This window comes from Streptomyces capitiformicae (assembly GCF_002214185.1).
Lineage (GTDB): Bacteria > Actinomycetota > Actinomycetes > Streptomycetales > Streptomycetaceae > Streptomyces > Streptomyces capitiformicae.
In genome coordinates, this window is record NZ_CP022161.1 from 8,501,691 (window position 1) to 8,526,749 (window position 25,059).

The 25,059-nt window shown below is 69.1% G+C and carries 26 protein-coding genes and 1 tRNA gene; 24 read left to right on the top strand and 3 right to left on the bottom strand.

Annotated features, from left to right (window positions below; translation table 11 throughout):
- The first annotated feature begins 65 nt into the window (after positions 1-65).
- The 11 genes from CES90_RS38220 to CES90_RS38270 all read left to right on the top strand — a co-directional run bounded on the left by CES90_RS38220 (position 66) and on the right by CES90_RS38270 (position 7,331).
- A complete protein-coding gene (locus CES90_RS38220; RefSeq protein WP_189787733.1) occupies positions 66-794 on the top strand; it encodes a GntR family transcriptional regulator in 729 nt (242 codons plus the stop codon).
- Between the two features lie 123 nt (positions 795-917).
- Positions 918-1,268, top strand: coding sequence for an SCO3933 family regulatory protein (locus tag CES90_RS38225; protein ID WP_189787734.1), 351 nt, complete (start codon positions 918-920; stop codon positions 1,266-1,268).
- A gap of 5 nt (positions 1,269-1,273) precedes the next feature.
- A complete protein-coding gene (locus tag CES90_RS38230) occupies positions 1,274-2,650 on the top strand; it encodes an FtsK/SpoIIIE domain-containing protein (RefSeq protein ID WP_189787735.1) in 1,377 nt (458 codons plus the stop codon).
- Positions 2,651-2,733: 83 nt separating this feature from the next.
- Positions 2,734-3,408: a DUF2637 domain-containing protein gene (locus CES90_RS38235; protein ID WP_189787736.1), complete on the top strand. Its 675-nt coding sequence runs from the start codon at positions 2,734-2,736 to the stop codon at positions 3,406-3,408.
- A 19-nt stretch (positions 3,409-3,427) separates the two neighbouring features.
- The gene (locus tag CES90_RS38240) at positions 3,428-3,628 is read left to right on the top strand and encodes an RING finger protein (RefSeq protein WP_189787737.1); all 201 of its coding nucleotides are present in this window, start codon (positions 3,428-3,430) and stop codon (positions 3,626-3,628) included.
- Positions 3,628-3,819: a mobile element transfer protein gene (locus tag CES90_RS38245; protein WP_189787738.1), complete on the top strand. Its 192-nt coding sequence runs from the start codon at positions 3,628-3,630 to the stop codon at positions 3,817-3,819. The genes CES90_RS38240 and CES90_RS38245 overlap by 1 nt, the downstream gene beginning before the upstream one ends.
- A gap of 26 nt (positions 3,820-3,845) precedes the next feature.
- Positions 3,846-4,040, top strand: coding sequence for a hypothetical protein (locus CES90_RS38250; RefSeq protein ID WP_189787739.1), 195 nt, complete (start codon positions 3,846-3,848; stop codon positions 4,038-4,040).
- A gap of 36 nt (positions 4,041-4,076) precedes the next feature.
- Positions 4,077-4,340, top strand: a complete 264-nt coding sequence (locus CES90_RS38255; RefSeq protein ID WP_189787740.1) for a SpdD protein — start codon at positions 4,077-4,079, stop codon at positions 4,338-4,340.
- Between the two features lie 131 nt (positions 4,341-4,471).
- Positions 4,472-5,794, top strand: coding sequence for a replication initiator (locus CES90_RS38260; protein ID WP_189787741.1), 1,323 nt, complete (start codon positions 4,472-4,474; stop codon positions 5,792-5,794).
- The gene (locus tag CES90_RS38265) at positions 5,767-5,961 is read left to right on the top strand and encodes a helix-turn-helix transcriptional regulator (RefSeq protein ID WP_046913264.1); all 195 of its coding nucleotides are present in this window, start codon (positions 5,767-5,769) and stop codon (positions 5,959-5,961) included. Before CES90_RS38260 ends, CES90_RS38265 begins: the two co-directional genes overlap by 28 nt.
- Positions 5,958-7,331 (top strand): tyrosine-type recombinase/integrase, encoded by a 1,374-nt coding sequence (locus CES90_RS38270; protein ID WP_189787742.1) that lies wholly within the window; start codon positions 5,958-5,960, stop codon positions 7,329-7,331. Before CES90_RS38265 ends, CES90_RS38270 begins: the two co-directional genes overlap by 4 nt.
- A gap of 95 nt (positions 7,332-7,426) precedes the next feature.
- Here CES90_RS38270 and CES90_RS38275 read toward each other — a convergent pair whose 3' ends face one another.
- Together CES90_RS38275 and CES90_RS38280 are read right to left on the bottom strand one after the other, a co-directional pair.
- A complete protein-coding gene (locus tag CES90_RS38275; RefSeq protein WP_189787743.1) occupies positions 7,427-7,759 on the bottom strand; it encodes a hypothetical protein in 333 nt (110 codons plus the stop codon).
- A 29-nt stretch (positions 7,760-7,788) separates the two neighbouring features.
- Positions 7,789-7,986 carry a hypothetical protein gene (locus CES90_RS38280; protein WP_189787744.1) on the bottom strand — a complete coding sequence of 66 codons (198 nt, stop codon included), beginning with the start codon at positions 7,984-7,986 and terminating at the stop codon, positions 7,789-7,791.
- A gap of 331 nt (positions 7,987-8,317) precedes the next feature.
- Between CES90_RS38280 and CES90_RS38285 the strand changes: the two genes are divergently transcribed.
- Entirely contained in the window at positions 8,318-8,560 is a 243-nt protein-coding gene (locus CES90_RS38285; protein WP_189787745.1) for a hypothetical protein, read from the top strand.
- 638 nt (positions 8,561-9,198) lie between these two features.
- Here CES90_RS38285 and CES90_RS38290 read toward each other — a convergent pair.
- Positions 9,199-9,270 (bottom strand) — tRNA-Arg (locus tag CES90_RS38290).
- Positions 9,271-9,421: 151 nt separating this feature from the next.
- Between CES90_RS38290 and CES90_RS38295 the strand changes: the two genes are divergently transcribed.
- The 12 genes from CES90_RS38295 to prmC all read left to right on the top strand — a co-directional run bounded on the left by CES90_RS38295 (position 9,422) and on the right by prmC (position 25,059).
- Entirely contained in the window at positions 9,422-9,925 is a 504-nt protein-coding gene (locus CES90_RS38295) for a response regulator (RefSeq protein WP_229914400.1), read from the top strand.
- A gap of 204 nt (positions 9,926-10,129) precedes the next feature.
- Positions 10,130-11,284: an ArgS-related anticodon-binding protein NrtL gene (gene nrtL, locus CES90_RS38300; RefSeq protein WP_189787747.1), complete on the top strand. Its 1,155-nt coding sequence runs from the start codon at positions 10,130-10,132 to the stop codon at positions 11,282-11,284.
- 175 nt (positions 11,285-11,459) lie between these two features.
- Positions 11,460-12,851 carry a diaminopimelate decarboxylase gene (gene lysA / locus CES90_RS38305; protein WP_189787748.1) on the top strand — a complete coding sequence of 464 codons (1,392 nt, stop codon included), beginning with the start codon at positions 11,460-11,462 and terminating at the stop codon, positions 12,849-12,851.
- Positions 12,852-13,151: 300 nt separating this feature from the next.
- The gene (locus CES90_RS38310) at positions 13,152-14,444 is read left to right on the top strand and encodes a homoserine dehydrogenase (protein ID WP_189787749.1); all 1,293 of its coding nucleotides are present in this window, start codon (positions 13,152-13,154) and stop codon (positions 14,442-14,444) included.
- Positions 14,445-14,450: 6 nt separating this feature from the next.
- Positions 14,451-15,509 (top strand): threonine synthase, encoded by a 1,059-nt coding sequence (thrC, locus tag CES90_RS38315; RefSeq protein ID WP_189787750.1) that lies wholly within the window; start codon positions 14,451-14,453, stop codon positions 15,507-15,509.
- 333 nt (positions 15,510-15,842) lie between these two features.
- A complete protein-coding gene (gene thrB, locus CES90_RS38320; RefSeq protein WP_189787751.1) occupies positions 15,843-16,796 on the top strand; it encodes a homoserine kinase in 954 nt (317 codons plus the stop codon).
- A 406-nt stretch (positions 16,797-17,202) separates the two neighbouring features.
- Positions 17,203-19,215: a transcription termination factor Rho gene (gene rho / locus CES90_RS38325; protein ID WP_189787752.1), complete on the top strand. Its 2,013-nt coding sequence runs from the start codon at positions 17,203-17,205 to the stop codon at positions 19,213-19,215.
- 193 nt (positions 19,216-19,408) lie between these two features.
- Positions 19,409-21,187 (top strand): trypsin-like serine protease, encoded by a 1,779-nt coding sequence (locus CES90_RS38330; RefSeq protein WP_408646626.1) that lies wholly within the window; start codon positions 19,409-19,411, stop codon positions 21,185-21,187.
- A gap of 211 nt (positions 21,188-21,398) precedes the next feature.
- Positions 21,399-22,520, top strand: coding sequence for an LCP family protein (locus CES90_RS38335; protein WP_189787754.1), 1,122 nt, complete (start codon positions 21,399-21,401; stop codon positions 22,518-22,520).
- Positions 22,521-22,743: 223 nt separating this feature from the next.
- Positions 22,744-22,965 carry a 50S ribosomal protein L31 gene (gene rpmE / locus CES90_RS38340; protein ID WP_028804216.1) on the top strand — a complete coding sequence of 74 codons (222 nt, stop codon included), beginning with the start codon at positions 22,744-22,746 and terminating at the stop codon, positions 22,963-22,965.
- 99 nt (positions 22,966-23,064) lie between these two features.
- A complete protein-coding gene (gene prfA / locus CES90_RS38345; protein WP_189787755.1) occupies positions 23,065-24,141 on the top strand; it encodes a peptide chain release factor 1 in 1,077 nt (358 codons plus the stop codon).
- Positions 24,142-24,213: 72 nt separating this feature from the next.
- Positions 24,214-25,059, top strand: coding sequence for a peptide chain release factor N(5)-glutamine methyltransferase (prmC, locus tag CES90_RS38350; protein WP_189787756.1), 846 nt, complete (start codon positions 24,214-24,216; stop codon positions 25,057-25,059).

Here is a 25,059-nt window from a genome sequence, read left to right on the forward strand (position 1 = left end):
CGGCCCAGTAGTCGCTAGTCTGGTTGACCAGTTGACTTGGCCAATCTCGACAGACGGCGGCGTTCATGGCGTATGAAGTGGAGGCACCGAAGTACGTACGCCTCGCGCAGACGATTCAGCGCCGCATCGAGGACGGCACCTATCCGCCCGGCACTCGGGTGCCCAGCGAGAACCAGCTCGTGCAGTCCTTCGGAATGTCCCGCCCGACCGTCGTGCGGGCCTTGGAACTGCTCAAGCGGGACGGCTGGCTGGAGTCTCGGCAGGGGTACGGCACGATCGTCCGGGGCCGCCCTGAAGTCGTTGAGCAACAGGACCGGCGGGGGCGAGTGGCCCTGAATCGCGATGAGTCGCGGGCCTCGGGGCGCCTGGTCGAGGTCGCTGAAGTTCCTGTGCCCGCGCGGGTCGCCTCCGCGCTCGGGCTCCCCAAGCGAGCCAAGGTCCTCATGCGCCGTTTCCTTGCGGAGGAGGATGGTGAAGCGGTCGAGTTGGTCTCGACGTACTTCCCCGCCGGCCTGGTCGAGGGGACCGAGTTGGCGAGCACTGATGCCCTGAGGGGCAGTGTGCGCGAGCATGTGGAGGCTCGGAAGAAGGTCCGCTATGACCACGTGACGGAACGGGTCTCGGCTCGACTGCCTGACAGTGGTGAAGCCGAGCTTCTGGGCTTGCCGGACGGTGTGCCCGTGCTCAGCGTCCTGGTCATCGCGTGCGATGCGTCCGGGCAGGCGCTGCAAGTCTCTGACGTGCTGCTCCCTGCCGATCGTCAGGAACTCGAAGACACCTATCGCTTGAACTGACGCCTCATTCAAACGAGTTCGCCAGTAACTCCACTTGACAAGTCAACCTGTCGTCTCTAGCTTCAAACTTGCTAAGTCAACTTGTCAGGTGGCGAGTTGATCGACTCAGAAGGAGAAATTTCTGTGCGTGTGATCCGCGTTGACGCCACGACCGCCACGATCCTGCTCACCGAAGCGCCGACGCCGAAGGTGCGCGACCGGCAGACCGGTGAGATCGCCAAGGACGCCGTGAGCGGGGAGGCACTGATGACGGTCGGCGTCGTCTTCATCGACGAGGGCGAGTCGTCCCTGATCCAGGTCACCATCCCCGAGAGCGGGGTGACCGACGGGCTGACGGTCGGCGCTCCTGTCTCGCTGCCGGGGCTCGTCGCCCGGCCGTGGGAGAGCGTGTTCAACGGCCAGCAGCGGCACGGCATCGCCTACCGGGCCACCGCCGTGGCTCCGGGTGCCTTCCCGATGGCACAGGCGGGCTGATCGCCGTGACCGACCTGGTGACGCTGGCCGAGTGGGGCGCGCCGCTCGCTGCGATAGGCGGCGGTGCGCTCTACGCCCGGCACGCCCACCCTGCGGCGCACTGGTCCACGGTCGGGCTGCCGGTCTCGGTGGCCCGGCTGCTGGCCTCGTACTCCTCAACGATGGACGCGTGCGGCCTGACGGTCCCGCCGTCCCGGTTGCGGGCGCTGGCCGTCAAGGCGACCACTCGGCGGGAGGTCCGGCCCGTACCGCCTCGGCGGGGCATGATCCGGCCCACCTCGACCGGTCTGCGGCTCCGTCTGCGGCTCGCTCCGGGACAGGAACCTGCGGATGTGGCGGCCTCGGCCGAACGGCTGCGGCACGCCTGGGGCGTTCACGCCGTGTACGTGCGGGACGTCAAGCCCGGAGTCGTGGAACTGCGGCTCGTCGGCTTCGACGTCCTGCGGAACGTGCGGATGCCTCGTCGGACCGTCGCCGGGCCGCTTCGGGTGCCGGTGGCGCTGCGCGAGGATGCGACGGCGTTCGTACGGGACTACCGGGCCGTTCCGCATGAACTCGTCCTCGGCGCCACGCTGTCGGGCAAGTCCATGTTCCTGCGGAACCTGCTCACCGGGCTGGCTGCCCAGCCGGTCGTCCTCGTCGGGATCGACTGCAAGCGCGGTGTGGAGCTGGCGCCGTTCGCGGCCCGGCTCTCCGCCCTGGCCACCGATCCGGTACAGGCGGCCGAGCTGCTGCCCGTGCTGGTGAAGGAAATGGAGGAGCGCTACGACCTGATCAAGGCCCGGCAGGGTATCGCCCCCGGTACTCCGGATGAGTTGATCACCTCGGACATCTGGGGCCTGCCGGACGACGAACGCCCGGCGCCCATCGTGCTGTTCATCGACGAGGTGGCGGAACTCTTTCTCGTCGCCACAAGGAAGGAGGAGGAACGGCGGGACGAGATGGTCACTCAGCTCATCCGGCTCGCCCAGCTCGGCCGCGCGGCCGGCATCTATCTGGAGGTGTGCGGGCAGCGCTTCGGCGCCGAGCTGGGCAAGGGCGCCACCATGTTCCGGGCGCAGCTGACGGGCCGTGTCTGCCACCGCGTCAACGATGAAGCCTCCGCCAAGATGGCGCTCGGTGACATCGCCCCCGAAGCGGTCTACGCGGCCTGTGCCATCGCGCCCGAGCTGCCCGGCCTCGCCGTCGTCGGCGACACGTCCGGCGGCTGGTCCCGCATCCGCACGCCTCACCTGACCCTCGCCGAAGCGGCGGCCACCTGCCGCGAGACGGCCTACCTCGCACCCGACGTGCCCGCGCTCGCGCCCTTCCGCCCCTACGTCCCGCCCGCGCCCGTGGAGGCGTCCGGGCCGGTAGCCACTCCTCGCCCCGTCGCCGAGTAGCCGCACCCGTTCCCACGGTCGGCGCGACCGTCCCGCGCCATGCCCCTACCCCACCCATGCCTGAAACCGGAAGGAGTCGCGCCGTGCGTGCCCTGCCCGTCCGTGTGGACGCCGTACTCGTCCAGGCGCTCATCGCCGCCGCGCTGTCCTTCGCCCACCTGCACGACCTTGCCTCCGCGGCGGGACAGGACGGCTGGAAGGCGTGGGCCTACCCGGTCTCCGTCGACCTGCTGATGGTGGCTGCCTGGCGGCGACTCCGCTCGGGGGAGTCGAAAGCGGCCGGGTGGTGCTGGTTCCTCGTCGCGCTGGCGGCCTCTCTCGGCGCCAACGTCGCCACCGCCGGACTGCTCGACCTGGACGACGTTCCCGCCTGGCTGCGCATCCTCGTCGCCGGCTGGCCCGCGGTCGCCTTCCTCGGCGGCACGCTCCTCGCCCACGGTGCGCCGAAGACACCCCGCGCCATGGCCGACACCGAACCGCCCTCGACCGTCACGGACACGACGCCCCAACCGCCAGCCACAGAGGTGGAACCGCCCGTGCCGGTGGCCGAGCTTCCGTCCGTCGAAGTCGGGTCGGCTCAGCCCTCGTCCGCACCCGTGCCGTCCGCTGCCGTACCGCCTGCCCTCGTCGCCCTCGCCCGCAAGGTCGCCGACGAGCACCGCGCCCGGACCGGCACTCCCATCGACACCTCGACCCTTCGCGCTCGGCTCGGCGTCCCGATGCCGTTGGCCGAAGCCATCGCCGCGCAACTCACCTGACCTCGGAGGACTTTCCGCCTTGCGACCGTCCACGCTCCGCGCACTCAAGCGTGCCGCCGAGCTGACCCGACAGAACCGCCTCACCGAAGCCGTGCTCATCGCCGAACCGGTGATCCTCGCCGCCGACAGCTACGAGGGCGACGAGATCTTGCGCTGGCTCGCCGACCACGTCACCGACTTCACCGGCGAGACCGGCAACGAACAGAAGGAGAGCCCCTGATGCCCACCAACCGCCGCTTCCGCAACGTCGTCCGCATCGGTCCCGTCCAGGTTGCCACCTACTACGACGGCCGGGGCAGAGAGAAGCACACCGCCGCCTGCACGGCTCCGCGCTGCGGCTTCTCGACCGACTACGACAGCCGGGCCGCCGCCGAGCTGGCCGCTCGCACCCACCGCTGCGCCGTCCGCTGATCCGAGACGACACCCGAGGAGATCCCGTGACCGTCTCGCTGCCACTCGTCTTCGTCCTGGGCGTCATCGCCTGGGCCGCGATCAAGTTCCTCGGCATCCGCCTGTGGGTCGCCGTCGTGATCGCCCTGTTCGGCTTCTGGCTCTCGCACACCGTCCTCGCCCCGGCCATCGAGTCCGGCACCCGCTCCGGGGTCGACGTCGTCAACGGCACCCGCGACTGAGCCAACGACCGCAAGCAACCGCAAAGGAGACCCGCCGTGTTCCGTCCCAAGCTGCCCGACACTCCGCACGTCCCGAGCATCACCACGCACATCCCGCAGAACCACACCCCGGTTCCGGCTCACTCCGCCGGCCGCCCGATCGCCCCGTTCGTGGGCGTCGGGGTCGGAGCGGTCGCCGCCGTGGTCGTCGTGGGCGTCGTCCTCACTGCGCTCCTGGCGGCGGTCGCCGTCTCGGCCATCTCCGTGGCCATCACCGCCGTCGTCCTGCGCTCCCTCGTCAACAGCGCGCCCAAGCGCTGACCGGCCGCCGGGGCGGCAACAAGCCGCCAAGCATCTCGCCGCCCCGGGGCCGTCCCTCCCAACCGCCGAAACAGCCGAAAGGAATACCCATCATCACCCGGCAGACTCCGCCACCGCTGGCGGAACTCTCCATGCTCGCCTCACTCGGCACCCTGCCCGAGCTGGCCCGCCAACTCTCCGGCCTGGGCGGCTGCACCCACCCCGTACGCCTCGACGGCCACCGCACCGAGTACGCCGTCGACACCACGACCGGTGAGGTCGGGCGCGTCCTGCACCACCTCGACTCGACCACCCTCCCCGCCGGAAACCTCCTCGTCCGCTGCAACAACCGCCGCGCCACCCGCTGCGCGGCCTGCGCGGAGGTCTACCGCCGCGACACCTACCACCTGATCACCGCCGGACTCCGCGGCGGCAAGGGCACCCCCGAACAGGTCGGCACGCACCCGCGCGTCTTCGCCACCTTCACCGCGCCGAGCTTCGGCCCGGTCCACAACCGCCCCTCCAGCGGACGGCCCTGCCGCTGCGGGGCCCGGCACGACGAAACAGACCCGGCCCTCGGCACACCCCTCGACCCGGACATGTACGACTACGAAGCCGCCGTGCTCTGGAACGCACACGCCGGGGCCCTGTGGCGCCGGTTCTCCATCTACCTCCGCCGTGAGGTCGCCAAGCGCGCCGGCCTCACCCAACGGGCCTTCCGCGACCACGCCCGCATCTCCTTCGCCAAGGTCGCCGAGTACCAGAAGCGCGGCGCCGTCCACTTCCACGCGGTCATCCGCCTCGACGGCCCCGAAGGCGGCGACACCTCGCCCCCGGCCTGGGCCACAGCCGAGCTGCTGAGCGACGCCATTCACGCCGCTGCCACCGCCGCTCGCGTCGGCGGGCCGACCGTCGACGGACGGGCCCACACCTTCACCTTCGGCCGTCAGCTCGACGTCCGTCCGATCCGCTCCGCCGACTTCGACGGCGGCCAGGACCTGACCGAGCGAGCCGTAGCGGCGTACATCGCCAAGTACGCAACCAAGGGCGCCGAGACCGCGACGGGCACCCTTGACCGGCCGATCCGCTTCCTCGCCGAGCTGGCCGGGGCCAGGATCACCGACCACGCCCGCCGCATGATCCGCACCGCCTGGATCCTCGGCGCACGCCCCGAACTGGCAGACCTCCGTCTACGCGCATGGGCCCACATGCTCGGCTTCCGCGGCCACTTCTCCACCAAGTCCCGCCGCTACTCCACCACCCTCGGCGCCCTCCGCGACGCCCGCGCCGAATGGCGCCGCGCACAAGCCGCCCCACCTACACCCCAGGACGGCGAAACCACGCTCGTCCTTGCCCACTGGGTGTTCGCCGGTACGGGCCTCAGCGCGGGCGAGACCTGGCTTGCCGCATCCCTCGAACCTGCTCCCGGTACGGAAGGAGAGCCGACATGGACCACCGCCGCGACGAACTCATGACTGTCCCGCAGGTCCTCGACGAACTTGGCGGCGTGTCCCGTCGGACGTTCTATCGTTGGCGCGAACTGGGATTGGGACCTGCTGCTTTCAAGCTCCCCAACGGTGAGCTGAGGGTGTGGCGGAGTGATTTCACGACGTGGCTGCGACAGTTGGAGGCGGCGGCGTGAAGTCTCTCGACGTGAAGGTCTGGGGCGTTCGGAAGCGTGACACCAAGACGCCCTCGTACGGTGTCCGCTGGTCCGTGGCGGGCAACGTCTTCTCCGACAGCTTCCGGACAAAGGCGCTTGCTGATCACTACCGCTCGAAGCTGATGCGGGCCATGCGGGACGGCGAGGAGTTCGACACGGAATCCGGGCTCCCGGCGTCTATGGAGCAGCAGAAAGCCACCGTGTCTTGGTACGACTTCGCTCTCAGGTACCTGGCGATGAAGTGGCCGCACGCCGCTCCGAACACGCGCGATGGCATCAACGAGTCACTGACGAGCGTGACCATGGAACTCCTCGACGAGCGTGCGGGCCGGCCCTCTGACGAGGCGCTCCGCAGGGCACTGCGGAACTGGGCATTCGTATTGCCGGGCCCTGCTGATCGGGAGCTCCCCGATGACGCGCGGAACGTTCTCCACTGGGTGTCCAAGGCTTCTCGACCGCTCGCTGATCTTGCTGAGCCCGTCACGGCCCGCGCGGTCCTCGACTCGCTGAAGCTGAAGCTCGATGGCACGGCAGCCGCGGCGGAAACCGTACGGCGTAAGCGTCGGACACTGGTCAACGCCGCCAACTATGCGGTCGACCTGGGGGAGCTGCGCGAGAACCCCGTCACTGCTGTCCGCTGGCAGAAACCGAAGGTGTCCAATCAGGTGGACCCGCGCGCCGTCGCCAACCCGGAGCAGGCTCGCAACCTCCTGGCGGCCGTCTCCTATGTGGGCGGATACCGGCGTGCCCGCGGCCGTCGCCTCGTGGGTCTGTTCGCCGCCATGTACTTCGGTGGCCTTCGGCCGGCGGAAGCCGTCGGCCTCGTCGAGACGGACCTGACCCTGCCCGAGCGGGGCTGGGGCTCGGCTCTCCTCCACCGGACCCGCCCCTCGGTCGGCAAGCAGTGGACCGACTCGGGGGAGACCCACGACGACCGAGGGCTGAAGAACCGGCCGACCGAGGACGTGAGGCGAGTGCCGATCCCGCCTCACCTCGTCGCCGTGCTCCGCGAACACTTGGCCACCTTCGGTACCGCCGACGACGGCCGACTCTTCTACAGCGAGAAAGGCTCGGTCGTCCCGTCCTCGACCTACTACCGCGTCTGGCAGGAAGCCAGGCTCCTCGCGCTTCCGCCGGCCGTCGCGTCGTCGCCGCTCGCGAGTCGGCCGTACGACCTCCGCCACTCGGCGCTGTCGACGTGGCTGAACGCGGGGGTCGACCCGACCGAGGTGGCCGAACGCGCCGGCAACAGCGTGGAGGTCCTGCTGACCCGCTACGCGAAGTGCCTCGACGGACGGCAGGACGTTGCCAACCGCCGTATTGAGGACCTCCTTCGCGAATACGAGTAAGACACTCAGCATCCCGTTTGGGGCCTGTGAAATTAGGGGCCAGCCTCCGTCCTGAGGCTGGCCTCACGACAGGACCTCCTTCGCCCTGTACCGGCTTACTTCCCGGGCGTCGGTGGGGTGCTGGAGGCGCTCGGGAACGGGCTCGCGGTTGCCGACGGGGTGCTGGACCCGTTTGGCTGCGGAGTGGCGGCCGCGTCTCCGAAGATGAAGAGGTGCCCCGCCGCGATGAGCGTCAAGATGAAGCCGAAGATGGCCAGCATCAAGGTGAACGTCTTGATGATGGCGCTGCCAGCCGTGGAGATGGCGTCGTGGATGGACTTGGTGGTGTCCATGTGGGTGGTGATGAAGGCCATCAGGCTGGCCGACAACGAGATGAAGAAGGCCAGGACCAGAAGGCCGAGAGCCAGGAACCAGAACCAGGTCGGCATGTTCTCTCTCGCGAGTGCTGTGTTCGCAATCACTCTTCAGGCGGGGGCGGCACCGAGAAGGGATTTGGGTCGGTGTCGAGCTCCAGCCGGATGATCACTTGGGACTTGGGTGTCGGCTCGTCCACGATCTCGGGATACGCGTCGAGGAGGACGAACGCGGCGTGCGTGGGTGCCTCGCGCGGGAACCCTTCCGAAGACCACGGCTGAGTGTCTGAGGTGTGGTCCACCCGTACCTGATCCTCTCGTTCCGGTGCGCTTCAGCAGCCTGCGGCCGCCATGCCTGTCAGAGGGTGTTCGGGGTGGGTAACTTCCGTCCTGAACAGGCGTTTTGACGCCCCATTGGTCACGGTGCGCCCTGTGCTGGGAACACACTGTAGCGCCTAGTCGCGGATGCTTCACATCTGAGGTGAGGGGTAGTGACAGTTCTGGTGTCTTTTAGGGCGCAGGCGTGGAATGATGGGCGTGCCTTCCCTCGGCTGAACTTCGTGCTCTGACCAGGATCGAAGCTCGGCCGAGTGAAGGGTTTGGGAGCAATCGCCAGCAAGGAAAGGGGCTTTCGTGCCGCGAGACTCTGTAGCCAGCACCGAGCGTCTGGTCGAGAACGAGCGGTTCACGGTGACCTTGATCGTTCAGACCCTGCGTGCGCTCATGCACATCATGAGCGTCACGGGGATGTCCAAGACGGACATCATCAACCGGGCTGTCCAGATTTACGATTTTGTCCTCACCCACCAAGGTGACGACAAGGAACTGCTGCTTCGCAGCAAGGACGGCACGATCGAGAAAGTGCACATCATCTAGCAGCAACTCACTGTGATCACGGCGGCCCTGCACCCCCTACTGGGTGCAGGGCCGCTCCGCGTTCAGTGCCCTTCCAGACGCCGCGTCGGTTGTGGAAGCGAAGCTTGAGTTCCGCCGCATAGCGGCTCCAGTGGCCGCCGGACTGGGTACAAGTGGTGGCGGTCTCGGGGCTGATTCCCAGGCGCTTGAGCTGGGTGCCCAGGTGTTCGTTGTTGAGGTGGTGGCCCGCGAAGGCGCCGGGAAGGAGCCAAGGCGAGTCGGAAGAAGCGCCGATTGAGACGCGCCCTCGTCCCCGGGCGAGGAGCCGTCGGGCGAGCTTGTCCGATGGATCAGGCAACAGCAGGGGAGTGTCGCCCAGCGTCCGCGATGTCTGCGAACCCTCGATGATCACCGCCGCTGACCGGCAGTCGGGAGACCGTGATGAGGGTTGGGCGTAGACCAGGACCAGAAGCCCGGCGAATCGTCCCTCGAAGGCGAGGCGCCACGCTCACCTGCGGCGATGCTCCAAGATCCCGTCCACGCCTCGTCCACAGACCCCGACATGCGCCCGCTCCGAGCGGCATACGGCTGCACAAACAAGAAGACCCCGGCCTCAGCGTTTCCGCTGGTGACGGGGTCTTTGGGCACCTCATACAAGGTGCCCCCGGCAGGATTCGAACCTGCGCACACGGCTCCGGAGGCCGTTGCTCTATCCCCTGAGCTACGGGGGCGTGTCGGGCGCCTTGTTTGGCGGCGACGGGTAGAACCCTACCAGCTCTGTGGGGGAGGTCATGAACGGGTTTTAGGGGGGCGGGGGTGGGCTGAGCTGGGGGAGGTCGCCCGCAGGGGGCGGAAGTGGGGAAAACCCGGACGCGGCGGTGGGTGCGGACCTACTCTCGAGTTGTGCCAGGCGCGTCCGGTCGGGTGCTTGTTGTGGACGACAACAAGGTCATCCGGCAGCTGATCAGGGTCAACCTCGAGCTGGAGGGCTTCGAGGTGGTGACCGCGGCTGATGGTGCCGAGTGTCTGGACGTCGTCGATCAGGTTCGGCCCGACGTGATCACTCTTGATGTGGTGATGCCCCGGCTCGACGGGCTCCGTACCGCCGCCAGGCTGCGCGGTGATCCCAGGACGCGTCGATTGCCGCTCGCCATCATCAGTGCCTGTACGCAGTACGAAGTCGAGGCCGGGCTCGACGTCGGCGTAGACGCCTTTCTTGCCAAGCCCTTCGAGCCCTCCGAACTCGTTGCCCTCGTACGGCAGTTGGCGGAGCGTGGGGACGCTGATGCCGGTTCGTCGCAGTTCGGCATCGGTGCCGGTACCCCGGCGGGTGGGACCGGCAGCGGAGTCGAGCACGCCGAGCGTGCCGGGCGCACCGGAAGCTGAACCGGGGCAGCTGAACCCGGGAAGCAGAGCCCCGGAAGTGGGTTCGGCCACGGCGTCGATGAGCCCCTCGCCGCCGACGACCCCCCGACCGCGCTCCCCGGCCTTCACCCCCGGCCCCCGCAATCGCCCCGCCCCCGTCCACATCCCGGACCCCGAGGTAAACCGGCTCGCATACCCACCCCCTTCCTCCCATACGCTTGTCCCGTGACTCCCGTCGAGCTCTCCCGCACCGTGCTGCGCGCGGTGCGTTGTGCTGTGGACCAGGGGGAGCTGAGCGTGGTGGTGCCCGCACGGGCCGTGGTCACTCCGCCGGGGCCCGGTGGCAGTGGGGACTACGCGACGAACATCGCGCTGCAACTGGCCCGGCCCGCGGGGCGGCCGCCCCGGCAGGTCGCCGAGATCCTGCGGCCCCACCTCAGCCGGACCGAGGGCGTCGCCGCCGTCGAGATCACGGGGCCCGGGTTCCTCAACATCCACCTCGACCGGGCCGCCGTCACCACCCTGGTACGCCGGATCCAAGGAGCCCAAGGAGCCCAAGGAGCCCAGGGGACTCAGGATCCCGCCCTGGGCTCGCTCCCAGATCAGCCCTGCTCCCACACCCCCTACGGCCACAGCGACACCCTCGCCGGGCAGGTCGTCCGGCTCCGCATCCCGTACGACATCCGCGCTGAAGTCGTTGCCGACGCGCTCGTACGGATCGTCGCCAGCCAGGGCGGCCGGGTCGAGGTCGGCCACGTAAGGCCCCGGCGGTTCGAAGCGGCCGAGGGACCTGGCAAGCTTGGTGAACCCGGTGAACCCGGTGAACCCGGTGAACCCGGTGAACCCGGCGAACCCGACGCCTCCGACCAGCCCATCTACCTCCGGCCCGTCCCTGCCGCCGAGGACCCCACGCCCCTCGGCCCCGACGCCCTCCGCTGGGCCCTGCTGCATCCCGCCGCCCACGACCGGCCCTGTATCACCGCCGAGCTCCTGGTGCAGCGCGCGAGCAACCCCCTCTTCCGGGTCCGTTACGCCCACGCCCGAGCCCGCGCACTCACCCGCAACGCCGCCGCCCTCGGCTTCACCGGCGACCCCGGCGCCCTGGACGCCCCCGACGCCACCACCCCTCTCCTCACCGCCCTCACCGAATACCCCCACACCCTCGCCCGGGCCGCAGCCCACCACGCCCCCGACCGTCTCGCCCGGCAGCTGGTCGCCATCGCCGACGCCCTGCTCGCCTTCCAGCACACGGTGCTGCCGCGCGGCGACGAGAAACCCTCGGCCGCCCACCGCGCCCGGCTGGCGCTCGCCGAAGCCGCCGGGACGGTGCTGGCCGGCGGCCTGTCCCTGCTCGGCATCGACGCACCCGAATACCTCTGAGCAAGCCAGACGAGCCAGACGAGCCAGCCATACGAGCCATACGAGCCAGACGAGCCATACGAGCCGCACGAACTCACGAGCCAGACGAGCCCAAGCCCGCCGGCCCCCAGCCCACTCCACCGGCTCCCACCCTCCGGCCCCCAGCCCCCGCAGAGTCAGAAAGAGCCCACCCGTCATGAGCCGATCCGCACACCCCGCCGGTCCCCGTCACGCCGATGTCCTCCCCGAGGGCCACTACGCCGCCCCGCCCGCCGACCTGAACACGCTCGACCCGAAGGTGTGGTCCCAGACGGTCACGCGCGCGGCCGACGGAGTCGTCCGCGTCGGCGGGATCGACGTCAAGACGCTGGCCGAGGAGTTCGGCACCCCCGCCTACTTCCTCGACGAGGCCGACTTCCGCGCCCGAGCGCGCGCCTGGCGTACCGCGTTCGGGCCGGACGCCGACGTCTTCTACGCCGGCAAGGCCTTCCTCTCCCGTGCGATCGTCCGCTGGCTGCACGACGAAGGGCTCAACCTCGACGTCTGCTCCGGCGGCGAACTCGCCACCGCCCTCTCCGCCGGCATGCCCGCCGATCGCATCGCCTTCCACGGCAACAACAAGTCCGAGGAAGAGATCCACCGGGCCATCGAGGCCGGTGTCGGTCGTATCGTCCTCGACTCCTTCCAGGAGATCGTGCGCGTCGCGCACATCGCCCAGTCCCTCGGCAAGCGGCAGCGCGTGCAGATCCGCGTCACCGTCGGCGTCGAGGCGCACACGCACGAGTTCATCGCCACCGCGCACGAGGACCAGAAGTTCGGCATCCCGCTCGCCGGCGGGCAGGCCGCCGAGGCCGTACGGCGGGCCCTCAAGCTCGACGGGATCGAGCTCATCGGCATCCACTCCCACATCGGGTCGCAGATCTTCGACACCTCCGGCTTCGAGGTCGCCGCCCACCGCGTCGTCGGGCTGCTCAGGGAAGTCCGCGACGAGCACGGCGTCGAACTGCCCGAGATCGACCTCGGCGGCGGGCTCGGTATCGCGTACACCAGCGACGACGACCCGCGTGAGCCGCACGAGATCGCGAAGGCGCTCACCGAGATCGTCACGCGCGAGTGCGAGAGCGCCAAGCTGCGCACGCCCCGTATCTCCGTAGAACCCGGCCGCGCCATCGTCGGCCCGACCGCCTTCACCCTCTACGAGGTCGGCACCATCAAGCCGCTGGACGGCCTGCGGACGTACGTCTCCGTCGACGGCGGCATGTCCGACAACATCCGGACCGCGCTCTACGACGCCGAGTACAGCGTCGCCCTTGTGTCCCGGACGAGCGATGCCGAGCCCATGCTCGCCCGCGTCGTCGGCAAGCACTGCGAGAGCGGCGACATCGTGGTCAAGGACGCGTTCCTGCCCGCCGACCTGGCACCGGGTGACCTGATCGCCGTACCGGCCACGGGTGCGTACTGCCGTTCGATGGCCAGCAATTACAACCACGCGCTGCGCCCGCCGGTCGTCGCCGTCGAAGATGGAGAGGCCCGGGTGATCGTCCGCCGCGAGACGGAGGAGGACCTTCTCCGCCTCGACGTCGGGTGACCACCGACCATAGAAGGCCGCAAGGCAAGTAGGGCCCGCAAGCCCCCAAGCCAGCAAGCCCCCAAGCCAGCAAGCCCCCAAGCCAGCAAGTCAGCAAAGCCCCCAAGCCAGCAAGTCAGCAAGTCAGCAAGTCAGCAAAGCCCGCAAAAAACCCAGGTATTCGGGGCCGAAAGATCTCCGGTCTCGCCGCCCTGTGAAAATGAAATAGATGTCTCACAATCCGGACGAGGGATAGAAACTCCCGTCCGGTGAGTGAGACTGGTCCAACCGTATTCGGTGTATGTGAGGAAACGAGGTCGGATGATGCGTACGCGTCCGCTGAAGGTGGCGCTGCTGGGCTGTGGGGTTGTCGGCTCAGAGGTGGCGCGCATCATGACGACGCACGCCGACGACCTCGCGGCCAGGATCGGCGCCCCCGTCGAGCTTGCCGGAGTGGCCGTACGGCGGCCCTCGAAGGTCCGTGAGGGCATCGACCCGGCCCTCGTCACCACTGACGCGACCGCCCTCGTCAAGCGCGGCGACATCGACGTCGTGGTCGAGGTGATCGGCGGTATCGAGCCCGCCCGCACCCTCATCACCACCGCGTTCGAGCACGGCGCCTCCGTCGTCTCGGCCAACAAGGCCCTCCTCGCCCAGGACGGCGCAGCCCTGCACGCGGCAGCGGACGAAGCCGACAAAGACCTCTACTACGAGGCCGCCGTCGCCGGCGCCATCCCGCTGATCCGCCCGCTGCGCGAGTCCCTCGCCGGCGACAAGATCAACCGGGTGATGGGCATCGTCAACGGGACCACCAACTTCATCCTGGACAAGATGGACTCCACGGGGGCCGGTTACCAGGAGGCCCTCGACGAGGCCACCGCCCTGGGGTACGCCGAGGCCGACCCGACCGCCGACGTCGAGGGCTTCGACGCCGCCGCCAAGGCCGCGATCCTCGCCGGTATCGCCTTCCACTCGCGGGTGCGGCTCGACGACGTCTACCGCGAGGGGATGACGGAAGTCACCGCCGCCGACTTCGCCTCCGCCAAGAACATGGGCTGCACCATCAAGCTGCTCGCCATCTGTGAGCGGGCCGCCGACGGGGGCTCCGTCACCGCGCGCGTGCATCCCGCCATGATTCCGCTGACCCACCCCCTCGCCTCCGTGCGCGGCGCGTACAACGCCGTGTTCGTCGAGTCGGACGCCGCCGGACAGCTCATGTTCTACGGCCCCGGCGCGGGCGGTTCCCCCACCGCCTCCGCCGTCCTCGGGGATCTCGTGGCCGTGTGCCGCAACCGGCTCGCGGGTGCCACCGGGCCCGGTGAGTCCGCCTATGCCGCCCTGCCCGTCTCGCCCATGGGCGAGGTCGTCACGCGCTACCACATCAGCCTCGACGTCGCGGACAAACCGGGTGTTCTCGCCCAGGTGGCGACCGTGTTCGCCGAGCACGGGGTGTCGATCGATACCGTTCGGCAGCAGGGCAAGGACGGCGAGGCCTCTCTCGTCGTCGTCACTCACCGCGCCTCCGACGCCTCCCTCAACGGGACCGTCGAGGCGCTGCGCAACCTCGACACCGTGCGGGGTGTCGCCAGCATCATGCGGGTTGAAGGAGAGTAACCAGCAATGACCCACCAGTGGCGCGGAATCATCGAGGAGTACCGGGACCGGCTGCCCGTCTCCGACACCACGCCGGTCGTGACGCTCCGCGAGGGCGGCACACCTCTCGTCCCCGCGCAGGTGCTCTCCGAGCGCACGGGCTGCGAGGTCCACCTCAAGGTGGAGGGCGCCAACCCGACCGGGTCCTTCAAGGACCGCGGTATGACCATGGCCATCACCCGGGCGAAGGAAGAGGGCGCGAAGGCCGTCATCTGCGCCTCCACGGGCAACACGTCTGCCTCCGCGGCCGCCTACGCCGTACGCGCGGGCATGGTTTCGGCGGTGCTCGTCCCGCAGGGGAAGATCGCGCTGGGCAAGATGGGCCAGGCCCTCGTGCACGGCGCGAAGATCCTCCAGGTCGACGGCAACTTCGACGACTGCCTCACTCTCGCGCGTGAACTCAGCGACAACTACCCTGTGGCGCTGGTGAATTCGGTCAACCCGGTGCGTATCGAGGGTCAGAAGACCGCCGCGTTCGAGATCGTGGACATGCTCGGCGACGCCCCCGACATCCACGTCCTGCCGGTCGGCAACGCCGGCAACATCACGGCGTACTGGAAGGGCTACAAGGAGTACGCCGCCGACGGCATCGCCGCGAAGACCCCCCGCATGTGGGGCTTCCAGGCCTCCGGCTCCGCGCCGATCGTGCGCGGCGAGGTCGTCAAGGACCCGTCGACCATCGCCACCGCGATCCGCATCGGCAACCCGGCCTCCTGGCAGTACGCGCTGGCCGCGCGGGACGAGTCCGGCGGTGCCATCGACGAGGTGACGGACCGTGAGATCCTGCGCGCCTACCGGCTGTTGGCCGCCCAGGAGGGTGTCTTCGTGGAGCCCGCCTCCGCCGCGTCCGTGGCCGGTCTGCTCAAGGCCGCCGAGAACGGCAAGGTCGACCCGGGCCAGACCATCGTCTGCACGGTCACCGGAAACGGCCTGAAGGACCCCGACTGGGCCGTCGCGGGTGCCCCGCAGCCGGTGACCGTCCCGGTCGACGCGGCGACGGCGGCCGAGCGCCTCGGTCTCGCGTAACCGTCGTACACCGTTCTGAGCGTCTGTTCGAAAAGATCCTGGGAGTCGCGCGTAGACGCCGATTCCCGGGGGATAACCCTGACAGGACCCGACAGGGGGTGCACGGGGGGCTTACGACACGCATCGTGCGCCTCCCGTGCGCCCTATGTCGCCACAGAACCTTCCTTCGATAGGCTGTACTGAACCCGCCCGCTGCATATGCCCCGCAAGGGTGCGGCGCCGCGCCGTCCTGAGCGGCCGCAGGGTTCTCACGTACGTATCGAATGTCATTCGACAATCGTCAGTGATCGTCAGTCATAGCCAGTCTCGCAGTCCAAGGAGAGTCATCGAGCGATGGCCGGTCCAGCGTTCCGCGCCGCCGCCGTACGGGTGCGCGTCCCCGCCACCAGCGCCAACCTCGGCCCGGGCTTCGACGCCCTCGGCCTGTCGCTGGGGCTCTACGACGACGTGGTCGTCCGGGTGGCCGACTCCGGCCTGCACATCGACATCGCCGGGGAGGGCAGCGAGACCCTCCCGCGTGACGAGAAGCACCTCCTCGTACGGTCCCTGCGCACCGCCTTCGACCTGCTGGGCGGACAGCCCCGGGGTCTCGAGATCGTGTGCGCCAACCGCATCCCGCACGGCCGCGGCCTCGGCTCCTCCTCCGCCGCCATCTGCGCCGGCATCGTCGCCGCCCGCGCCGTGACCATAGGCGGGGAGAACCGCCTCGATGACGCCGCGCTGCTCGAACTCGCCACCGAGATCGAGGGCCACCCCGACAACGTCGCGGCCTGCCTCCTCGGCGGCTTCACGCTCTCCTGGATGGAGGGCGGCGCCGCACGGGCGATCAGAATGGAGCCCGACGATTCCATCGTTCCGGTGGTTTTCGTCCCCGGAAAACCGGTTCTGACGGAGACGGCGCGCGGACTGCTCCCGCGCAACGTCCCGCACGTCGACGCAGCCACCAATGCCGGCCGGGCCGCCCTGCTTGTGGAGGCCCTGACCAGGCGCCCCGAGCTGCTGCTGCCCGCCACCGAGGACCGGCTGCACCAGGAATACCGGGCGCCCGCCATGCCGGAGAGCGCGGCCCTGGTCGAGCGACTGCGGGCCGACGGCGTCCCGGCGGTCATCTCCGGCGCCGGACCCACGGTCCTGGCCCTGGCCGACGAGGCCAGTGCCGACAAGGTCGCCCACCTCGCCGGCGAGGGCTGGGCCGCCAACCGGCTGGACCTCGACGCCCAAGGGGCGTGCGTCCTGCCGCTGACCACCACCGTCGCCGAAACCGGCGCCGACATCGGCGACGAGTAGGGGCGCACGGTTGCCGGATTTCGAGAGGGGGAATGTTTGTTGGATCCGGTAGTGTTAATCTCAAGTCTGCACCTGCCCCAGCCATGGCGAGGTGCTTATCGTCCCCGTCCGGGACAACCTCTCTTCCGGGAGTCTCCCCAGCCGCACTGTGCTTCGTACGTCAAGCTGTACGCCGTACGCAGGCACTGAGCGGTCTGCCGAGCAGGCTCCGGAACCGGCGTGACCGAGCCGCGTGACACTGACACTGAGTGCCACGGCCCCGTAAGCGCCGAATCACCAGCAATTTTCCTCCGCCGCTTTGGCGGACCACCGCCCCGGCACGGTCCACCACAACAGGGCCGAAGCCGGACAGCACAACCGGTCGCCGAGCCAGAAGGCCGACGTCCGCTCCAGGGAAGGACCCTTCGTGAGCGACACCACCGATCTGATGGGCGCACGTGTCGAGGAGACCGCTGCCGCGCCCGCCACGGACGCCGCGCCTGCCAGCGGTGCCGGCTCCCGGCGGCGCCGCGGCACCGGCCTCGAGGGCATGGTGCTGGCCGAGCTGCAGCAGGTCGCATCCGGCCTCGGCATCAGGGGCACCGCGCGTATGCGCAAGAGCCAGCTGATCGAGGTCATCAAGGAGGCGCAGGCGGGCGGGGGAGCCCCGGCGAAGACCGCCGAGGCCGCCACCGAGACCAAGCCGAAGCGCCGCGCCACCTCGAAGGCGCGCACGGGCGAGGACGCCACCGCCCCGGCCGCCGAGAAGGCCGCCGCCAAGAAGGCCGAGGCACCCGCCGAGAAGGCCGAGAAGGCCGTGGCCCAGCAGCAGATCGAGATCCCCGGCCAGCCGGCCGGTGGGGACGAGGCGCCCACCGAGCGCCGCCGTCGCCGTGCCACCGCCGACGCGGGCAGCCCCGAGACGGTCACCGCCGAGGCGAAGAACGAGCCGAAGGCTGATACATCGGCTCAGACCCAGGCCCAGCCGCAGGCCGAGGCCAAGGGCGACGCAGCCGACGGCGACGGCCGTCAGGGCCGCCGTGACCGTCGTGAGCGCGGCCGTGACCGCGACCGCGGCGACCGCCGCGGCAAGGGCGACGACCAGCAGCAGCGTGACCGCGGTCAGCAGCAGGGCCAGCAGCAGGGCGGCGGCCGTCAGGACCGCCAGCGCGACGCCGGCCCGCAGGACGACGACGATTTCGAGGGCGGCCGCCGTGGCCGTCGCGGCCGCTACCGCGACCGCCGGGGCCGTCGTGGCCGCGACGAGATGGGCGGCGCCGAGCCGCAGCTCGCCGAGGACGACGTCCTGATCCCCGTCGCGGGCATCCTGGACATCCTCGACAACTACGCCTTCATCCGTACGTCGGGCTACCTGCCCGGCCCGAACGACGTGTACGTCTCCCTCGCCCAGGTCCGCAAGAACGGCCTGCGCAAGGGTGACCACGTCACCGGTGCGGTCCGTCAGCCGAAGGAGGGGGAGCGCCGCGAGAAGTTCAACGCGCTCGTCCGCCTCGACTCCGTCAACGGCATGGCGCCCGAACACGGCCGTGGCCGCCCGGAGTTCAACAAGCTGACGCCGCTGTACCCGCAGGACCGGCTCCGTCTGGAGACCGACCCGGGCGTGCTGACCACCCGCATCATCGACCTCGTGTCGCCGATCGGTAAGGGCCAGCGCGGTCTGATCGTGGCCCCGCCGAAGACCGGTAAGACCATGATCATGCAGGCGATCGCCAACGCGATCACGCACAACAACCCCGAGTGCCACCTGATGGTCGTCCTCGTCGACGAGCGTCCGGAAGAGGTCACCGACATGCAGCGGTCGGTCAAGGGCGAGGTCATCTCCTCGACCTTCGACCGCCCGGCCGAGGACCACACGACGGTCGCCGAACTCGCCATCGAGCGTGCGAAGCGGCTCGTCGAGCTGGGCCACGACGTGGTCGTGCTGCTCGACTCCATCACCCGTCTGGGGCGCGCGTACAACCTCGCCGCCCCGGCCTCCGGGCGCATCCTGTCCGGTGGTGTCGACTCGACCGCCCTGTACCCGCCGAAGCGCTTCTTCGGTGCGGCGCGGAACATCGAGGACGGTGGCTCGCTCACCATCCTCGCCACCGCCCTGGTGGACACCGGGTCCCGCATGGACGAGGTGATCTTCGAGGAGTTCAAGGGCACGGGCAACGCCGAGCTGAAGCTCGACCGGAAGCTCGCGGACAAGCGGATCTTCCCCGCGGTGGACGTGGACGCGTCCGGTACGCGTAAGGAAGAGATCCTGCTCGCCAGTGACGAGCTCGCCATCGTCTGGAAGCTGCGGCGGGTGCTGCACGCGCTCGACCAGCAGCAGGCGGTCGAGCTGCTTCTCGACAAGATGAAGCAGACGAAGTCGAACGCCGAGTTCCTGATGCAGATTCAGAAGACGACGCCTGCGCCGGGTAACGGGGATTAAGAGCGACTGGTAGCTCGGGGGCTTCTGCGCGTTGTCGGCCGCGGCTGGTTCGTGGCTGATCGCGCAGTTCCCCGCGCCCCTGGTTTGCTGGGGTCACCCTCTTCGTGAGGGTGACCCCTTTTTGTGTGAGACAGGTGTACGATTTCGATCTTCGTGTGATTGATCAACGCTTGACTCATCAGGGGGGACCTGAGTGGCTAGACCCTTGTCCGGAGCCGTTGCCGCGGCGATAACCGGGGCGCTGCTGGTGTCGACGCCGACGTCGACGAGCGCCGCCAGCAGCGCGGACTCGTCGACGTCGGACGCGCTGGATGTACGGATCGCGCAGGCCATGGCGGCGGACGACACCGCCGGCAGGACGCCGGAGCCGGAGCCGTCGGCGAGTGCCGGTTCGGACGCGAGCGAGAGCTCCGAGGCGCCGGGCCGGGAGGCCCAGATCATCGGCGGCTCGGAGACCACGATCGGCTCGGCGCCGTGGATGGCACAGCTCTGGTACTACGACGACACCACGGGCATCGGCTTCTTCTGCGGCGGCTCGGTCGTCTCGCCGACGAAGATCCTCACCGCGGCGCACTGCGTCGACAAGAACTCCTACGACTGGGGCAGGTACGGCGCCGTCGTCACGGGCACCGATCAGCTGCCCACCGCTGTCTACAACGACGACGGCAGCCTGAACCACATGGACTACCACGGCGGCACGGTCACCCAGCTGTCGCGCCAGTGGAACCACACCTCGTACAACGAGGCCAAGATCGACAACGACATCGCGGTACTCACACTGAGGGCGCCGGTCAAGGCCACGCCGATCAAGATGACGACGTCGACCGACACCGCCTCGTACGCCGCAGGCACCAAGGCCAGGGTCTACGGCTGGGGCCGTACCAGCTCCACCAGTGACGACATCTCGCAGACGCTGAAGACCGCCGAGATGCCAGTGGTGAGCGACACCACGTGCGCGAACTTCTGGGGGGACTACTTCATCAAGGGCCACATGGTCTGCGCGGGCAAGCCCTCCGGCGGCACCGACGCGACCACCACCGCCAGCTGCAACGGCGACTCCGGCGGCCCGCTCGTGTGGAACAACAGGGTCATCGGCGTCGTCTCGTGGGGCGTCACGGACTGCGTGTACCAGGGCGCGTACCCGGTATTCGCCAAGGTCAGCAACTACGTCGGGGTGACCCAGCCCCGCGTCGACGACACCAACATCAGCCGGGACGACAAGGCCGACGTCTTCCTGCGCGAGAAGTCGACCGGCACCGGCTACGTCCGCGACTCGGGCGGCTCCTCGCTCGCCTCGCGCGAGTCCCTGAACTCGTACGGCAGCTGGAAGGGCTACAACCTCGTCCAGCAGACCGACCTGAACCGGGACGGCTACCAGGACTACGTCCTGCGCCGCTCGTCCGACGGTGACGTCTTCTGGCGGCGCTATGTGCCCTCCACGAAGACGTGGACGACCTCGCAGATCTTCGACAACTGGACGACCCGCACCCGGATCCTCACCCCCGGGGACGTCACCGGGGACGCCCTGCCCGACCTGCTCTCGGTCGACTCGGCGGGCGCCCTGTGGATCTACCCGGGCAAGGGCACCGGCTCCTTCGCCACCCGCGTCAAGGTCGGCACGGGCTGGAACCAGTACAACGCGGTGCTCGGTCACGGCGACTTCACCGGCGACGGCAAGGCCGACCTGATCGCGCGCACCAAGACCGGCTCCAACATCTACCTCTACAAGGGCAACGGCAAGTCCGGCACGGGCGCCTTCGCCGCCCGGATCAAGGTCCGTTCGAACTGGAGCGGCTTCAACGCCCTCGTCACCCCCGGTGATGTGAGCGGCGACGGCAGGGCGGACCTCCTGGCCCGTACGACCGGCGGCACGCTGTACCTCTACAAGGGCACGTCGAAGGCCACCAGCGAGATCTTCAGCTCACGCGTCTCGCTCGGCACCGGTTACGGCCAGTACGACCTTCTCGGCTGAAACACCAGGTGAGCCCGGCCCCGCCGGGCACACCAGTCACACACGGTGCCCATCGCTTTACGCGATGGGCACCGTTCGTCGGGCAACCTTCTTCCGAATTACTCCGTCTGACCGTTCGGAGTGGCCATGGGCGGTACGGCCACATCCAACCCAGCAGGCCTGGGCCTGAGCGCAAGGGGTAACCGACCGGAACAAGAGGACCGAGGAGAGCATGTCCGCCGAGAGCACGCCGGAACCCGGCACCCCGGGGAAACCCGTCACCACCGGCCCGCGTCACCGTGCGGCGGGCCCCAAGCGCAGCAAGGCGGTGCTCGTCACCGTCTGGACCGCCGCGGGCGTCCTCGTGCTGGGCGGCACGGGCGCCGGTTACCTGTACTTCAAGCTCAACGGCAACATCAAGAGCGTCGACATCGACCAGGCCCTCGGCACCGACCGGCCCCTCGACGTCGACAACGGCTCCCAGGACATCCTCGTCCTCGGCTCCGACACCCGCTCGGGCAGCAACAAGAAGCTCGGCGGCGGCGTGGACGACGGCAGCGCCCGCTCCGACACGGCGATGGTCGTGCACGTCTACGAGGGCCACAAGCGGGCGAGCGTGGTCTCCATACCCCGGGACACCCTCGTCGAGCGGCCCGAGTGCACCGACGGAGACGGCAAGACGCATCCGGCGGCCACGGCGGCGATGTTCAACTCCGCGTACACCACCGGTGGCGCCGCGTGCGCCGTCAAGACCGTCGAGTCCATGACCGGGATCCGCATGGACCACTACGTCGAGGTCGACTTCGCGGGCTTCGAGAAGCTCATCAATGTCCTCGGCGGGGTCGACATCACCACCACGAAGGACATCAAGGATCCCGACAGCCACCTCGACCTCAAGGCCGGCGACCACACGCTGGGCGGCAAGCAGTCCCTCGGTCTCGTCCGCACCCGGCACGGTGTGGGGGACGGCTCCGACCTCGGCCGTATCCAGCTCCAGCAGGCCTTCATCAAGGCCTTGCTCGAACAGGTCAAGGAGGTGGGCCTCTTCAGCAGCCCGAAGAAGCTCTACGACCTCGCCGACACCGCCACGCACGCCGTCACCACCGACTCCGACCTCGACTCCGTCAAGGACCTGGCCTCCTTCGCGAACGGCCTCAAGGACATCAGCTCCAAGAACATGACCATGATCACAATGCCGGTCCAGTACGACCCGGCGGACCCGAACCGGGTGTTGGTCGACGAGAAGAAGTCAGCACAGGTCTGGGCCGCCCTGAAGGCAGACAGGACCATCCCGAAGTCGGCGACAAAGGGCACGGCGACGGGGACGGCGGAGGGGGTCGTGGCGTCGTCCTAGGGCTTTGGTGGCGCTTACCGGCGCTGACAGGGTGCCGCTGCGCCCACCCGTGCCGCCCCAGCGGCACGACTGCCCGCAGCTAGGACAGCGGTAGGGAATACCTGACCGCACCCCCTGGTTTTGGGAGATGCGGTCAGTCCTGGCAGACTGGTACGTCGGCTCCGGTTCACGCTCTCGCAGCCCGCGGCAGCGACCCGGCGCCCTCCCGAAACTAGGAGACACCTTGAAGCGCGACATTCACCCCGAGTACGTCGAGACGCAGGTCAGCTGCACCTGCGGCGCGTCGTTCACCACCCGTAGCACGATCGAGAGCGGCACCATCCGTGCCGAGGTCTGCTCCGAGTGCCACCCGTTCTACACGGGCAAGCAGAAGATCCTCGACACCGGTGGCCGCGTGGCCCGCTTCGAGGCCCGCTTCGGCAAGGCTGCCGCTGCCAAGAAGTAGCGAGCCCACAGCGCCGGTCCTCGGTGCCCCCGCCCGGGGGCTTCCGGGACCGGCGCTTTGCGGTGCAGCCCACTTATCACGTCGTACAGGGAGCCGGAGATGTTCGAGGCGGTCGAGGAACTGGTCGGGGAACACGCCGACCTGGAGAAGAAGCTCGCCGACCCGTCGGTCCACGCGGACCAGGCCAACGCGCGCAAGCTCAACAAGCGCTACGCGGAGCTGACCCCGATCGTCGGCACGTACCGCTCCTGGAAGCAGACCGGCGACGACATCGACACGGCCCGCGAACTGGCCGCCGACGACCCGGACTTCGCCGCCGAGGTCAAGGAGCTGGAGAAGCAGCGCGAGGACCTCACGGAGAAGCTGCGGTTGCTGCTCGTCCCGCGTGACCCCAGCGACGACAAGGACGTCATTCTGGAGATCAAGGCGGGCGCGGGCGGCGACGAGTCGGCCCTCTTCGCCGGGGATCTCCTGCGCATGTATCTCCGGTACGCAGAGCGCGTCGGCTGGAAGACCGAGATCATCGACGCCACCGAGTCCGAGCTGGGAGGCTACAAGGACGTCCAGGTCGCCGTGAAGACCAAGGGCGGCCAGGGCGCCACCGAGCCCGGCCAGGGCGTCTGGGCCAGGTTGAAGTACGAGGGCGGCGTGCACCGCGTGCAGCGCGTCCCGGCCACCGAGTCCCAGGGCCGTATCCACACCTCCGCCGCCGGTGTCCTCGTCACGCCCGAGGCCGAGGAGATCGACGTCGAGATCAACCCCAACGATCTCCGCATCGACGTCTACCGGTCCTCCGGGCCCGGCGGGCAGTCCGTCAACACCACCGACTCCGCCGTGCGCATCACGCACATTCCCACCGGAGTCGTGGCCTCCTGCCAGAACGAGAAGAGCCAGCTGCAGAACAAGGAGCAGGCGATGCGTATCCTGCGCTCCAGGCTGCTCGCCGCGGCGCAGGAGGAAGCGGAGAAGGAGGCCGCCGACGCCCGCCGCAGCCAGGTCCGTACCGTCGACCGCTCCGAGAAGATCCGCACGTACAACTTCCCGGAGAACCGCATCTCGGACCACCGCGTCGGTTTCAAGGCGTACAACCTGGACCAGGTCCTGGACGGCGAACTCGACGCGGTGATCCAGGCCTGCGTCGACGCGGACTCGGCCGCGAAGCTCGCAGCCGCATAAAGGCGTCAAGGCAACAAGGCATCAAGGGATAAAGGCACGTCCGCACGACCGAGTACTACACGGAGGACTCGCGTGAACCTGCTGCTCGGGGAGGTGGCCCAGGCCACCCAGCGCCTGGCCGACGCCGGCGTGCCCTCGCCGCGCAACGACGCGGAGGAGCTCGCCGCGTTCGTGCATGGCGTCAAGCGGGGCGAGTTGCACACCGTCAAGGACTCCGACTTCGACGCCCGGTACTGGGAGGTCATCGCGCGTCGTGAACAGCGCGAGCCGCTCCAGCACATCACCGGGCGCGCGTACTTCCGCTACCTCGAACTGCAGGTCGGGCCAGGGGTGTTCGTGCCCCGCCCGGAGACCGAGTCCGTCGTCGGGTGGGCCATAGACGCCGTACGGGCGATGGACGTCGTGGAGCCCTGCATCGTCGATCTGTGCACCGGCTCCGGCGCCATCGCGCTCGCCCTCGCCCAGGAGGTGCCGCGTTCGCGCGTGCACGCCGTGGAACTGTCCGAGGACGCCCTGCGGTGGACCCGCAAGAACATGGCGGGATCCCGGGTCGACCTGCGCCAGGGCAACGCCCTGGACGCCTTCCGTGACCTCGACGGCCAGGTGGACCTGGTCATCTCCAACCCGCCGTACATCCCGCTCACGGAGTGGGAGTACGTGGCGCCGGAGGCCCGCGACTACGATCCCGAACTCGCCCTGTTCTCAGGGGAGGACGGGCTCGACCTGATCCGTGGACTGGAACGCACAGCGCACCGGCTCCTGCGGCCGGGCGGTGTCGTCGTCGTCGAACACGCCGACACCCAGGGCGGCCAGGTGCCGTGGATCTTCACCGAGGAGCGGGGCTGGGCCGACGCGGCCGACCACCCCGACCTCAACAACCGGCCGCGGTTCGCGACCGCCCGCAAGGCGCTGCCCTGA

What these genes read in the sequence shown, in the direction of transcription:
- CES90_RS38220 (WP_189787733.1), top strand. Translation starts at nt 66, where the DNA reads ATGGCGTATGAAGTGGAGGCACCGAAGTACGTACGCCTCGCGCAGACG.
- CES90_RS38245 (WP_189787738.1), top strand. Translation starts at nt 3,628, where the DNA reads ATGCCCACCAACCGCCGCTTCCGCAACGTCGTCCGCATCGGTCCCGTC.
- CES90_RS38260 (WP_189787741.1), top strand. Translation starts at nt 4,472, where the DNA reads ATGCTCGCCTCACTCGGCACCCTGCCCGAGCTGGCCCGCCAACTCTCC.
- CES90_RS38265 (WP_046913264.1), top strand. Translation starts at nt 5,767, where the DNA reads ATGGACCACCGCCGCGACGAACTCATGACTGTCCCGCAGGTCCTCGAC.
- CES90_RS38275 (WP_189787743.1), bottom strand. Translation starts at nt 7,759, where the DNA reads ATGCCGACCTGGTTCTGGTTCCTGGCTCTCGGCCTTCTGGTCCTGGCC.
- lysA (WP_189787748.1), top strand. Translation starts at nt 11,460, where the DNA reads ATGAGCCGATCCGCACACCCCGCCGGTCCCCGTCACGCCGATGTCCTC.
- CES90_RS38310 (WP_189787749.1), top strand. Translation starts at nt 13,152, where the DNA reads ATGATGCGTACGCGTCCGCTGAAGGTGGCGCTGCTGGGCTGTGGGGTT.
- thrC (WP_189787750.1), top strand. Translation starts at nt 14,451, where the DNA reads ATGACCCACCAGTGGCGCGGAATCATCGAGGAGTACCGGGACCGGCTG.
- thrB (WP_189787751.1), top strand. Translation starts at nt 15,843, where the DNA reads ATGGCCGGTCCAGCGTTCCGCGCCGCCGCCGTACGGGTGCGCGTCCCC.
- CES90_RS38335 (WP_189787754.1), top strand. Translation starts at nt 21,399, where the DNA reads ATGTCCGCCGAGAGCACGCCGGAACCCGGCACCCCGGGGAAACCCGTC.
- prfA (WP_189787755.1), top strand. Translation starts at nt 23,065, where the DNA reads ATGTTCGAGGCGGTCGAGGAACTGGTCGGGGAACACGCCGACCTGGAG.